The organism is Sphingobacterium puteale, from assembly GCF_050986225.1.
Taxonomy (GTDB): Bacteria; Bacteroidota; Bacteroidia; order Sphingobacteriales; family Sphingobacteriaceae; genus Sphingobacterium; species Sphingobacterium puteale.
In genome coordinates this window covers 5,057,509-5,069,554 of the sequence record NZ_CP158959.1, presented here as the reverse complement: position 1 = coordinate 5,069,554, position 12,046 = coordinate 5,057,509, and the positions used below count along the sequence as shown (strand labels likewise).

Here is a 12,046-nt window from a genome sequence, read left to right as displayed (position 1 = left end):
TGTTATTTTTTTAGAGCAGGATCCCCGCATGGTTGGCTTAGGCACGTTATGCAATCAATCGGATCCCGTAGCGCTATTTAGCTCCGTATTTCTCTTCGCATAAAAATATAATAGGACCAGGCAAAACAGATCATCATGGCGGCTGTGAGTCCGCTTACCTGCGGCCAGACCATCAAGAAACTTTCCCGGAACGAGAGCGGTGAAGGAATGGCGCCCACCATCTGTTCCATGGCAATAGGACCAAGGCTGCGTACCGAAGGCATCAGCAGGGTCGTCGTGGCATCGGTATAAAGCTGGCTTGGTGATAGCCGAAGAAGATTTAGGATCAGTTCATTGTAAGCTAGGTACTCCTGTTCTGAGATATAATTCGGATTCGGCAAGAAAGGTCGGATCGCCAGATTGACCAGGATCGGAAAAAATACGGTGAAAAATAACCAGATCCCGATTGCCGTAAGCGCCGAAGTGGCCGGCTGACGAAAGCGTATCGACAACAGGATGGCCAGGCTCAGCCAGAAGGCTACATACAGTACACTAATTAAAGTAAATCCGAGGATACGAAGCAGTTCCTGTGGCTCGATCCTTACGCCGGTGCCGAGCAGACCACCACCGATCATCAGTAGTACGAGTGCAATAAATAAAGTGCCTACAACAATCAGCGGGGCCAAAAACTTGGCAAACAGCAGATTGTCGCGGTAGATGGGCTGGGCCATCAGACGAGTGAGCGTACCATTGTTGTACTCCGCATTGATGGCATCAAAACCGAGTGCGATGCCCAGCAAAGGGGCCAGGAAATTCAGAAATACATGGAAAGGAGGAATCGAGTTGTCCGTTGTGGTCAGCAGCTTGAGGTACAGAAACGACTGGTCTGGATCACGCATATTGCTGACAGCGTCTTTTAGGCCCATGCTCGAAACGTATAAGGAGGCCCCAAAAGTGAGCACGATAAGCAGGATCAATATGTTAAAACGCCAGCTGCGGATATGTGCGGCGATTTCTTTGCTGACCAATACCTGCATCGCGGCCGCGGGGTGGCTATTGATATCTTTTGAAGAAACCGTTGGATTTTTCATGTGCAGTTTTTGTTGTTATGCTATTCTCAAAATATGTGTTATAGATATCGTCGAGCTTATAATCGTTACGGCTCACAGCGACGACATTTGCTCCGCTATTTACAAGCAGGCGCACAGCAGCAGCAGTGACATCGGCATCGGTTTGCAGCTCTATCGAATAGCCGGTTACGGTAAGCTTGCGGAATCCGGGCAGGGTTTTTAACGCTTCTTCAAAGCGTGCCATATCGCCCGGGGCTTCCAGCGTGATCGCTGTGGTGACACCTTCCTGCTGCTGCAGGTTGTGGGCCAGGTGCTCGATCGATCCTTCGACCAGCAGCTTTCCGCCGACAAAGATGCCCACGCGGTCGCACACCCGTTGTACCTGGTGCAGATGGTGTGAAGAGAGCAGTACCGTGAGATTATGCTCTTTGCTGAGCCGCTTAATAAGTTCCAGAAATTCGTCGACACCTTTGGGGTCGATACCGAGGGTAGGCTCGTCCAAAATGGCAACTTCAGGTGTTTTGATCAGCACTTCGGCCAAGCCTAGGCGCTGTTTCATCCCACGGGAAAAGGCACCTGTTTTTTTATGCATCTCCTGTTCGAGACCCACGACATGCAGCATATCTTTGGCGCAGGCCTGTGCATAGGATTTTGTAAGCCCGTTTAACTCGGCAATAAAACAGAGGTTTTCCAATGCGGTCATCTCGGGATAGAAGCCCACGTTGTCTGGTAGATAGCCCACTTTGCGTTTGACAGCTATCGGATTGCGGGTGGCATTATGGCCACAGACATAGGCCGTACCAGCCGTGGGTTCGGTCAGGCCAAGCATCATCAGAATGCTGGTCGTCTTGCCGGCACCATTGGGTCCGAGTAGGCCAAAGATTTCTCCGGGATAAATCTGCAGGTCCAACTTGTCTACGGCGATTACTTTGCCATAGCTTTTGGTCAGACCCGTCAGTTGAATGATAGGATCCTTCATAATGATAATCTTTATGTGTCCCCCTTATCTACGTCCGTATTTGCGGATGAGGTAATACACCAAACCAATGGCCAATACGATGACCAGCATGCCAATCCAACCCGATAACAGGGAGGTCTTGACGATCATGCGGAACGAAATGTCAGCATTGCTGTTGGACGATTTGATCTCGAATTTGGCCGCATAATCACCGGCGATAGTCTTGTCGGGAACCTTTAGGTTGACTTTAACGTCTACGGATTTGCCTGCTTCCAGCTGTTTGATCGTGGTGGGGTTAAAGGTGGCTTCCCATCTACTGGGTAGCTGTGAACTGAGGTCCAATGTGTTTAGGGGGAGTGTGCCCGTGTTTTTGACTTTAAGCAGAATTTCCTTGCTGCTGCCGGATACGACCTCGTCGCTGAGTCTTCCACTTGGTGTGGTCAGCTCAAGTGCATAAGAGCCCTTGACGACTGCTTCCAGATCGAGTTGTAGGGTATCTTGTGAAAATATAGCTCTTACCGGAATTTTATATTTATCGGGCTTAGCAGTGATGGGGCAACTGATTTCAATGCTGATTTCCTGTACTTTATTGGGCTGCATCTGTAGGGAAGTCACTTGTGACCCTTCTACGCGGTAGCTAATCTGCCATCCGTCGGGTAGCTGTGCATTCAAGTTGTAGTTGACTAATTGAGCAGATCCATTGGTCAGGGTCGTCGTATAACGAAAAGGTTCATTGCTAGGGGCCTCAATATTGATCAACCTCGCTTCAAAACTGGATTTGAGCGGTTTTGCGGTTTGCCCCGATAGATAAAGGCTGTTTGCCAGCACAATAAGTGCGATAAAAAATGGCCTGAAAGAAAAATGTCGGTCTGTGTTTGTAATTAGTAATTTTGTTAACATGATCCAATAACTAAAATTTATATTTAAATAGAATATTAGCTTTTAAAAAATGTCGGTTTGCGGTATCAGGTACCTTTTTTGAAAAAACCGCTCCCAAATTAAAAATCAATTTGATAAAAATCAAGGGTGAAAGAAAAAACAATTGTAAAAAAAGTGTGCTTAAATGAACTTTAAGCCGATAATTTGTCCTGAATGCCAGAACGGACTGCCGTCAGTCGAAATTTACTGACCGGAAGGTCTTCTTGATGATGATCTTGGTGTTTTCTGCCAATTCATCCAGTGTACAGTGTATTGATCGTAATTGTGTCTTCGAAACCTCAGTGTCGTTCAGTAGAAGATTGATACGCAATCGTCGGATGTCCGAGGCTTGATGGTCACCAAGTAATTCATCAAATAATTCATGAATAATCTTTTCGCAGCTGTTCTGGTCAAAACTGGCGATAGTGATGTAACGTCCGTGGCAGTACATCTGTAATTCAATATAATAATTCGATGTTTTCATAATCTTTGTATTAAAGACTAAAAAATAGGTTAGCCTCCACTGGAGGCTAACCACGTTAAAGTTGCTATTTGGATCTTAAGATATCTCGATAAGCCGCGGTTCTTTTCGTTTGGCCTCTTCTTTTTTGGGTATGGTTAACCGCAGCATGCCATTTTCATAACGCGCCTGAATGTTATCTTGATCGACGACATCTTTTTGAAGTTCAAAGCTACGTTGGAAAGATTGGTAGCTAAACTCACGGCGTGTATAGTTGTCTGTTTGCTCCTCATTCTTTTCTTCCTTAGCAGAAGAAATCGTCAACAGGTTGCCGTCAAGCGTTACCTTGAAATCGTCCTTTGCCATGCCGGGTGCTGCAACCTCGACCTCAAAGGTATCTCCGTTTTCCTTGATGTTGACCGCAGGAACGGTGGTACTTGTTGATGAGTAATTTTTGTTGTCCCAATTTAAAAGCTCACGGTTAAAATTATCAAACATGGGCGAAAAAAGTGAAAAGTTGTTCCAGTTTCTTTTTGCAAGTTTCATAGTAACCTCCTTTTAATGAAGTTTAACAATAATTTAAATTTGCCAGCCGGCCGACTGTATTAAATAGTCCACAAAAAAAATACCGAGCTTAAAAAACTGAAATTTTTGCACCAAAACTGTCAAATTTTACATGATAAATTGACAGAAAAAATAGCGCTTTTTAAAAAAATGGCTCGTTGAAGTTTTTTTAAACTATTTCCAATTGGATCTTGTCCTTATGATAATCCATTTGATGGATAACTTAGTTATAAAGGTCAGGATTCTTGTATGTTCCTGGCCTTTTCTTTTTTTGTGGGAAACTTTCGGCTCCGGCCGATTGTTTATAAGATAGAATAATCGGGACGATGGATCGTACATGCTGCCGGACTTGACACGGTTGGATGGGTGTTTGTCGATTAGGGAGTAGGTGTTAAATTAAAAATTGATATATGAAACGGGAACAAATTGAAGCGTGGATTGGCGAGGGATATAACATCCTGGAACATAATAAACCCAAAATCGTTGAGGGGGATGTCTGGGAATATCTAAATAAATGTGATGGACAGGGCACCGATGTGTATGCTCTGTCGGAGCTGGCACACTGGTCGGATCGGGAATTGTCGGAATTGGAACTGCGTAAATATGCGAAGGAGTACGGACAATTGGGGGAGAGGCAATTCCTGCGCAACGAAGCCATCCGCACGAAACATTTTGATAAGTATGTTGCATTCCTCAAGCTATTTTATCCCAATAGTGTCGAAAAGGAACTTGAGGAAGCTAAATTTTTGGCCGAAAGGGTACAGCAGCTGACCAAAGCAGAGATGGAACAATGGGTTGTATCCAACAATATCAATGTCCTATTGTCCGATTTAAACTGTCTGGATGAATCGGCTATCCTAACGGGAATGGTTGTCCCCTCCGAAGAACTGATAAGTTATACCGACGGGGGATTGCAGGATACCATGGACTGTCACGTGACACCCATGGAATTTTTTAGCCACACACAGCACACTGCTTATTGGATAGATCCAAAAATAAAAGCCTAGCATGAATGCCGGGCTTTTGCCTGTAAAGTGACTCTCGAATTATCTTTTCAGCTTAATCGATGACATGGGGTTGTACGGCCTTATATCAAATGTATTATATTTGCTAATAAATATAAAGTTATGTCCAACTCCGGGTTGAGCTTGATCGCTATTTGCCTACATGTTGTCGTTGCCATATTGTTGATGAATTACATGGGGCAGCTGAGCCGGCTTATGGCGTCTTTCTGCTGATCTGGCTTGTCCTCCTGTATTTTGCGCTGACTTTTACCTTTAAGGTTTAGAGATAAGGAGTCAGCTATATTTTGCAGAATTCCGCGAATCATAACTGATCCAATGCGAATATTAAAATAGATCCGCCTTCTACGATGTTGTTTCTATCTTTAGGGTCAAATAGATCATAAAAAACAAAAATGAACAGAAAAATACTGAGGTTGCTGAGTCTGCTGATGTTGATATGCAGTATGGGGAATAGCCTATTTGCACAGAAATTCTATCCAAGAAATTTCATTCATCTGTATACCGATGAAGGGGTTCAAGCAGATAAAATTGTTCGGTTAAACGAAAACTATCTGCTACCAACAGGATTCCAGCGGGTAAATGATAGCCTCTATATACATCCGCAGACCAAGGAAAGATTGTCGTTGTCCACCAGACAGCAGGACAATAAGAATGAACTGTTGCTGACTTATAATACGGCCGCCGATCTTCGCGTTTTTAGAGCGCGCTTGCTTGATTATGAGCCTAAGCTCGAGCAGATCGATGCGAACACCTATCAAGCTACGTTTAACAATCCTGTGGTTAGGTATATGATCGCCAGCGATACCGCCATTGACAGTAAGCGGCTTCATACTATAAAATTCCTGCTGATCTATGACAAAGGACAAAAATTTCCTTTTTCTTCAGATAATTACACGTTTCCTGCTACGGAGACTTATCCGCTTCAGCATACAACCTGGTATTTTCAAGCCAAATACGAAAGATCACCATCAAATTCGGAGGACAATGAGATGAGAATTGTATTCGGAAAAGAAAAGACCGCCTATAAGATTGATTTTGTGGATGATATCAATTTTAAGCTAACGTATACGGATCCGAAGAAGAAGACACATGTGTATCAGGGTCAATATCAAAACTATAAATCGGATATCTCCTTTTTTAACCGTCAGGACGGATGGTCGGACAAGGATAAAACGGGTAGGGCACTTGCAATGCCCGGCGAACAGTATATGGGTAAGGAATCATTTTATGAAGATCCGAAAAAGTTTGCGGAGGCCGCAGGAACGGCCAGATATTTTCGGTTTATCTTTTCAAATAACTACCAATCCATTTATCATCCTGATTTAGATCTGATGGAATTGAGTAAACGGGAAGCTAAGGAGCAGGAAGACATTTTAAGTATGCCTAGGCGGGAGAGGTAAATGAAAATATCGTGAAGGATTTTGTCGATACTGCTGACGGGTCAAAGAAGAGAAAGTAAAAACGAAAATCGAAGGCGAACAAATTGTGATCGATGTGATGGAGCAGAAGGCTGTTAATACGACCTGTCTGGGTTCAAAAACGTACGATGATTTTTATTATAAGACTACCTTGGATTTCAAAGATTCGAAAATAAGGTTCGCACCGAATTACAAATATTTTGAGTCGCCAGGCGGAGGTGAATATCCGTTGAACGGTACCAATCATTTCATGTCAAAAAAAGCGCTATATGGTAGCAATGGCAAAGTGGCCCGAAAAAGCTTGCAGGAAGGATTAGATGCATTCATTACTAAATATATGGGTAATTTCTCCAAACATATCAATGACAGCAAGTCCAATAACAATTGGTAGAAAAATACCACATAATATGATAGAAGAGCCTCCGGATGGGGCTTTTTTTATTCTGGTACCAATTGTGCACTGTTTGATTACATATCTTTGAGTTATACAATATGACGTTGTTCCATAGCGATTGAAACAGCATGATGTAAATTGACGACCTCACCGATGACAATAATGGCCGGGTGCCCGAGGCCATTCTCCCGACTAGCTCGCACAAGATCTTTTGCTTTACATAAAACCTGCTTTTGTTGTGGCAGACTCGCGTGCTGTATAATGGCCGCGGGTGTATCTCCCTTGCCATAGAGCACATAAGTACGTGCAATCTCATCAAGTTTACGCATCCCCATATAAATCACCACGGTCGATTTGCTTTGGACAGCTAGTGGAAGGTCGGCCGATAGGCTGCCATCTTTTTTCATACCGGTCAATGCCCATACACCTTCGCTTACACCACGATGCGTGAGCGGGATGCTATTGAGACCCGCACCTTGCATGCTGCTAATTCCCGGAATATAGGTAACATTTATATTTTGGTCTCTCACGGTGAGCCATTCTTCAAAACCACGTCCAAAAAGATAGGGGTCGCCGCCTTTCAAGCGCACCACATGGTCAAAATTTTGACAATAGTAAAGAATAAGGTCATTTATTTCTTCTTGTGGTACGTATTTGCCATATGGATGCTTGCCAACATAACGTTTTATACAGTTTTTGTCCACTATATTGAGGATTTTCTCGTTGATTAAGTTGTCATATAGGATAACTTTCGCATTTTGTATCGCTTTATAAGCTTTAATGGTGAGTAATTCTGGGTCTCCTGGGCCAGCTCCAACAATAAATAGTGATTTTTCGGTTGATTTTTTCATGGTTTGTCTGAATTTGCTGTGTTTATATATGTAAATGTATTAAAAATTATGATTAATATCACTAAATATTCAATTTTTATAAGTTTTTTAATGAAAAAATATGATAAAAATCATCTTTTTGTTGATTTTTTGATTTTTTATTTCATAAATTAGTGCTGTGAAATCATATAATTGATTTTTTTGACAAAAAAACAGATGCTATGGAAAGAAAAAATATTGTAATTATTGGAAATGGTATGGTTGGGAATAAGATTTGTGAAAAATTAAAACAAAAATCTCCCGATCTACAAATAACGGTGTTTGCAGAAGAGCCAATTCGTGCCTATGATCGCGTACATCTGACAGATTACTTCAAAATTTCATCGATTGATGAACTTTTTCTTTCAAAAAACGATTGGTACGCTGAGAATAATATTAAAATTCATTTAAATGATCCCGTTGTTGATGTAGATTTAAGTAAAAAAGAGATTTGTTCATTAAAGGGGCAAGTTACTCATTATGACTACCTCATCTTTGCAACAGGCTCCGCAGCTTTTGTTCCGCCCATCCCCGGTGTAGAAAAGCAAGGTGTGTTTCTTTATCGCACCATCGAAGATCTTGAATTGATCAAAGCTTATGCCGCAACAGCGAGAAGAGGAGCAGTTATGGGGGGCGGACTTTTGGGTTTAGAGGCCGCAAAAGCGCTTGTTGATCTGGGGATCAAAGAGACGTCAGTGATTGAATTTGCACCGCGATTGATGCCCAGGCAGATCGATACAAGCGCGAGCGCCCTTTTAGAAGCTAAGTTGGCTGAATTGGGGTTAAGCTGCCTATTACAAAAATCGACAAGCCAGTTACTCGGAGATGAACACCTTACCGGTATTGCTTTTAACGATGGTACGGTGCTCGAAACAGATATGCTGGTGATTTCTGCTGGTATCCGTCCGCGGGATGAGCTTGCAAAAAAAATTGGATTAGCAGTCGGAGAACGTGGCGGAATACTTGTCAATGCCCAGATGCAGACTTCCGACCCTGCTGTATATGCCATCGGGGAGTGTGCGCTGGTCAATGATATGATCTATGGTCTGGTTGCTCCAGGCTACGAAATGGCAGAAATTGCAGCTACACACATCATCGGGGAAGAAAAGTCATTCAAAGGCTTTGATATGAGTACCAAATTAAAACTGATGGGGGTGGATGTGGCTAGCTTTGGTGACCCTTTTGTCAGCGAGCCTTATGCGCGGACAATCCTGCTGGAGGACCGCAATAAAGGTGTCTATAAACGATTGAACGTTAGTACGGACGGTACGCGCCTGCTCGGTGGAATTCTCGTGGGCGAGGCTACCAGTTACAACATGCTCCTGCAAATGGTCAACAATAGTATGCCTTTGGCTGAGCATCCCGAACTGCTACTGTTTGGCGAACAGCGTGAGGGCAAATCGGCTTCTTCGGGATTGGAAGCCCTACCGGATCAGGCATTGATCTGCAGTTGTGAAGGGATTACCAAAGCGCAGATCTGTGATGCGGTGATTACACATAATTGCGAAAATGCGGAGGCTGTTAAAAAATGTACCAAAGCTGGTTCGGGTTGCGGTGGCTGTGTACCTATGGTAAAAGATCTGGTCAACTACACCATGAAACAACAGGGGAAATATATCCGTAATACAATATGTGAGCATTTTGACCTGAGCCGTCAGGAACTGTACGACCTGATCAAAATTCACGAGCTAAAAAGTTATGATCACGTGCTGGATGCATTGGGTAGGGGACATGGTTGTGAAGTGTGCAAACCCTTGGTGTCTTCGTTAATCGCCAGTCTTTGGAATGAAATGATCTTGGGCAAGGGAAATGATGTGGCGCAGGATAGTAATGACCGCTACCTGGCCAATATTCAGAAAGGAGGGACGTATTCTGTTGTTCCACGGATCCCGGGAGGTGAGATTACACCAGACAAATTGATCGTCATCGGTGAAGTAGCCAAAAAATATAATTTATATACAAAAATTACGGGAGGACAACGCATTGATCTGTTTGGTGCACACCTCAATGACCTCCCGTTTATCTGGGAAGAGCTTATTGCTGCCGGATTTGAAAGTGGACATGCCTATGGAAAGGCACTGCGTACTGTAAAAAGCTGTGTCGGCAGTACCTGGTGTCGATTTGGTCTCCACGATAGTGTTTCATTCGCGATACGTATAGAGGAGCGTTACCGGGGGTTACGGGCTCCACATAAACTTAAGTCGGCCGTGAGCGGCTGTATTCGGGAGTGTGCCGAAGCACAAAGTAAAGATTTTGGAATTATAGCAACTGAAAAAGGCTGGAATCTCTACGTCTGTGGTAATGGAGGAAGCAAGCCACAGCATGCCTTATTGCTGGCCTCAGATATAGACAGTGAAACCTGTATCCGTTACATCGACCGTTTTTTGATGTTTTACATTCGTACTGCAGATCCGCTGACCCGTACTGCACCCTGGCTCAATAAAATGGAGGGTGGAATAGACTATTTGCGGAATGTTGTTGTGGAAGATAGCCTCGGTATGGGGGAAGCTTGGGAGAGCGATATGCAGAAATTAGTGGATAGCTACCGTTGTGAATGGAAAGCTGCAGTAGAGGACCCGAATATTCGTAAGCGTTTTGTGCACTTTGTCAATGCGCCTGATCAAAAAGATGATACTGTACGTTTCGATACGATGCGTGGACAGAAAAAAGCCGCTGATTGGAACCTTAAAACTATTTAAACATATAATACAAAACCTTTTTAAAGAAAATCACATGGAAACGCAACTAGACACACAATGGCTTCAAGCCTGCAAAATTGAGGATGCTATCGAAAATGGTGGGGTCTGTCTCAAATTAAACAATGAGCAGGTGGCTTTATTTTATTTTGCCCGGCGTAATGAGTGGTATGCTACCCAGAATGAGTGTCCGCATAAAAGGCAGATGATTTTGAGTAGGGGAATGTTAGGATCCCTTGGGGATACGCCTAAGGTAGCTTGTCCATTTCATAAAAAAACTTTCGCACTGGATACGGGGGAATGTCTATCCGGTGATGAATGTGCCATTAAGACTTACCCTGTTAAAGTTGAAAACGGGAACGTGTATATCGGAATGATCGCTTAGGCCTTTCGCAGCTATTTAAATGGAAAACTTTTAACGTAAATAAATTATGGATTATATTAGCCCCAAAGAAGTGGCAGGAACAATGATGAATACCGCTGTCTACAAATCATCCCTTTCCATCAGAGATCTTCTGATCCGTGGTGCACTTTCAGGTGCCTTATTGGCTATTTCGGTTACACTTGCCTTACTCGCAACTTCTCAAACAGGATTGAGCCTGGTTGGCGCATTTGTCTTTCCTGTGGGATTTGTTATCATCGTCATCCTTGGCCTGGAGCTTGTTACGGGAAGCTTCTCCTTGGTGCCCCTGGCTTGGTTTGAGGGCAAGATTAATTTTAAGGCTATGGCCAGTAATCTATTCTGGGTCTTTTTGGGAAATTTATTGGGAAGCGTCCTCTTTGCGATTTTGTTTTGGACTGCCAGTACAGAAACGGGACAGGCGAGTCAGATCGGAAGTATTGAACAGAGTCTGATTTTAATCAGTGAAAAGAAAACCCTGGGCTATGCCAGTCATGGTGCAGCGGGTTTGTTCTCCGCTTTTGTTAAAGCAATATTGTGCAACTGGATGGTTTGTATGGGCGTAGTGATGTCCATGACTTCCAAGTCTACTTTGGGTAAAATACTGGCCGCGGGGATTCCTATCTTTATATTCTTTGCTTTGGGCTATGAGCATGCTGTAGTCAATATGTTTGTGATTCCTGCCGGAATGATGTTCGGTGCAAAAGTAAGCGTCTCCGACTGGTGGCTTTACAATCAGCTTATCGTGACCGCCGGTAATATTGTTGGCGGTTTGTTGTTTACTGGAATGGCAATCTACTATACCTATCATCAAAAAGAAAAAGTGTCCACTTTGCAAAGCTAATTTTTATGTATAAAATGAAACAACTATTCGTGCTGTTCCTATCGCTGGCTATCGGCTATAGTGCTTTGGGGCAGGAAAAGGCAGTGAAGGGGAGTTTGTTCGAAGGTATTGTCGTGGCCGGATATGCCGATCATGGCGGGTATATAAACTGTACAGGACCTTCAATCAAATATACTTTTGCCCCAAAGAGCAGCATTTTATTCGGCTTCATGCCGAGTTTAAAACTCAGGGAAGATAAGGTTGATGCCGGAAAACCAAAAAATTCCTTGATCACACCGACATTGGGCTTGGGTTTAACCGCGGTGTTCAGGCATATGGCCATCCAGTTGCCTGTTTTTTATAATGCAAAAACCAGTACTTCAGATGGAAAATGGAAATTGGGAATCGGCATGGGGTACAAATTTTAACGTTGACGTATAGATTGGGAAATATTTACGCCGGGGAGTACAAG

Annotated in this window: 13 protein-coding genes; 7 read left to right on the top strand and 6 right to left on the bottom strand. The window is 43.5% G+C overall.

All coding sequences use genetic code 11. The features are described 5' to 3' along the window. Positions 1 to 77: 77 nt before the first annotated feature. From ABTV71_RS21400 to ABTV71_RS21380, 5 genes are all read right to left on the bottom strand, one after another. The gene (locus ABTV71_RS21400) at positions 78 to 1,070 is read right to left on the bottom strand and encodes an ABC transporter permease (protein ID WP_121122536.1); all 993 of its coding nucleotides are present in this window, start codon (positions 1,068 to 1,070) and stop codon (positions 78 to 80) included. After that, complete coding sequence (locus ABTV71_RS21395; RefSeq protein WP_121122534.1) at positions 1,033 to 2,028, bottom strand: ABC transporter ATP-binding protein; 996 nt, start codon at positions 2,026 to 2,028, stop codon at positions 1,033 to 1,035. The genes ABTV71_RS21400 and ABTV71_RS21395 overlap by 38 nt, the downstream gene beginning before the upstream one ends. Before the next feature lie 24 nt (positions 2,029 to 2,052). After that, complete coding sequence (locus tag ABTV71_RS21390; RefSeq protein ID WP_433900985.1) at positions 2,053 to 2,907, bottom strand: COG1470 family protein; 855 nt, start codon at positions 2,905 to 2,907, stop codon at positions 2,053 to 2,055. Positions 2,908 to 3,118: 211 nt separating this feature from the next. Beyond that, the gene (locus tag ABTV71_RS21385; protein WP_121122530.1) at positions 3,119 to 3,409 is read right to left on the bottom strand and encodes a hypothetical protein; all 291 of its coding nucleotides are present in this window, start codon (positions 3,407 to 3,409) and stop codon (positions 3,119 to 3,121) included. Positions 3,410 to 3,484: 75 nt separating this feature from the next. Beyond that, positions 3,485 to 3,931 carry an Hsp20/alpha crystallin family protein gene (locus ABTV71_RS21380; RefSeq protein WP_121122528.1) on the bottom strand — a complete coding sequence of 149 codons (447 nt, stop codon included), beginning with the start codon at positions 3,929 to 3,931 and terminating at the stop codon, positions 3,485 to 3,487. Positions 3,932 to 4,359: 428 nt separating this feature from the next. On the opposite strand from ABTV71_RS21380, the gene ABTV71_RS21375 reads away from it, so the two are divergent. The 3 genes from ABTV71_RS21375 (at position 4,360) to ABTV71_RS21365 (ending at position 6,783) form a co-directional block, all read left to right on the top strand. Further along, complete coding sequence (locus ABTV71_RS21375) at positions 4,360 to 4,956, top strand: hypothetical protein (protein ID WP_121122526.1); 597 nt, start codon at positions 4,360 to 4,362, stop codon at positions 4,954 to 4,956. Between the two features lie 410 nt (positions 4,957 to 5,366). Continuing rightward, positions 5,367 to 6,374, top strand: a complete 1,008-nt coding sequence (locus tag ABTV71_RS21370; RefSeq protein ID WP_121122524.1) for a hypothetical protein — start codon at positions 5,367 to 5,369, stop codon at positions 6,372 to 6,374. A gap of 94 nt (positions 6,375 to 6,468) precedes the next feature. Further along, complete coding sequence (locus ABTV71_RS21365) at positions 6,469 to 6,783, top strand: hypothetical protein (RefSeq protein WP_147430306.1); 315 nt, start codon at positions 6,469 to 6,471, stop codon at positions 6,781 to 6,783. A gap of 92 nt (positions 6,784 to 6,875) precedes the next feature. Here the strand turns inward: ABTV71_RS21365 and cobA are convergent, their stop codons facing one another. Continuing rightward, positions 6,876 to 7,637 (bottom strand): uroporphyrinogen-III C-methyltransferase, encoded by a 762-nt coding sequence (gene cobA / locus ABTV71_RS21360; protein WP_433900984.1) that lies wholly within the window; start codon positions 7,635 to 7,637, stop codon positions 6,876 to 6,878. A gap of 200 nt (positions 7,638 to 7,837) precedes the next feature. Between cobA and nirB the strand changes: the two genes are divergently transcribed. Genes nirB through ABTV71_RS21340 form a run of 4 tightly spaced genes read left to right on the top strand, consistent with a single transcriptional unit; the run spans position 7,838 to position 12,002 of the window. Further along, entirely contained in the window at positions 7,838 to 10,354 is a 2,517-nt protein-coding gene (nirB, locus tag ABTV71_RS21355) for a nitrite reductase large subunit NirB (protein ID WP_433900983.1), read from the top strand. 34 nt (positions 10,355 to 10,388) lie between these two features. Beyond that, on the top strand, positions 10,389 to 10,736 hold the full coding sequence (nirD, locus tag ABTV71_RS21350) for a nitrite reductase small subunit NirD (protein WP_433900982.1): 348 nt from the start codon (positions 10,389 to 10,391) through the stop codon (positions 10,734 to 10,736). Positions 10,737 to 10,782: 46 nt separating this feature from the next. Then, entirely contained in the window at positions 10,783 to 11,595 is an 813-nt protein-coding gene (locus ABTV71_RS21345; protein ID WP_121122516.1) for a formate/nitrite transporter family protein, read from the top strand. A gap of 14 nt (positions 11,596 to 11,609) precedes the next feature. Continuing rightward, entirely contained in the window at positions 11,610 to 12,002 is a 393-nt protein-coding gene (locus tag ABTV71_RS21340; RefSeq protein WP_433900981.1) for a hypothetical protein, read from the top strand. Positions 12,003 to 12,046 lie beyond the last annotated feature (44 nt).

Coding starts and splice junctions, on each gene's coding strand:
- ABTV71_RS21400 (WP_121122536.1), bottom strand. CDS start 1,070: ATGAAAAATCCAACGGTTTCTTCAAAAGATATCAATAGCCACCCCGCG.
- ABTV71_RS21395 (WP_121122534.1), bottom strand. CDS start 2,028: ATGAAGGATCCTATCATTCAACTGACGGGTCTGACCAAAAGCTATGGC.
- ABTV71_RS21390 (WP_433900985.1), bottom strand. CDS start 2,907: ATGTTAACAAAATTACTAATTACAAACACAGACCGACATTTTTCTTTC.
- ABTV71_RS21385 (WP_121122530.1), bottom strand. CDS start 3,409: ATGAAAACATCGAATTATTATATTGAATTACAGATGTACTGCCACGGA.
- ABTV71_RS21380 (WP_121122528.1), bottom strand. CDS start 3,931: ATGAAACTTGCAAAAAGAAACTGGAACAACTTTTCACTTTTTTCGCCC.
- ABTV71_RS21375 (WP_121122526.1), top strand. CDS start 4,360: ATGAAACGGGAACAAATTGAAGCGTGGATTGGCGAGGGATATAACATC.
- ABTV71_RS21370 (WP_121122524.1), top strand. CDS start 5,367: ATGAACAGAAAAATACTGAGGTTGCTGAGTCTGCTGATGTTGATATGC.
- cobA (WP_433900984.1), bottom strand. CDS start 7,637: ATGAAAAAATCAACCGAAAAATCACTATTTATTGTTGGAGCTGGCCCA.
- nirB (WP_433900983.1), top strand. CDS start 7,838: ATGGAAAGAAAAAATATTGTAATTATTGGAAATGGTATGGTTGGGAAT.
- nirD (WP_433900982.1), top strand. CDS start 10,389: ATGGAAACGCAACTAGACACACAATGGCTTCAAGCCTGCAAAATTGAG.
- ABTV71_RS21345 (WP_121122516.1), top strand. CDS start 10,783: ATGGATTATATTAGCCCCAAAGAAGTGGCAGGAACAATGATGAATACC.
- ABTV71_RS21340 (WP_433900981.1), top strand. CDS start 11,610: ATGAAACAACTATTCGTGCTGTTCCTATCGCTGGCTATCGGCTATAGT.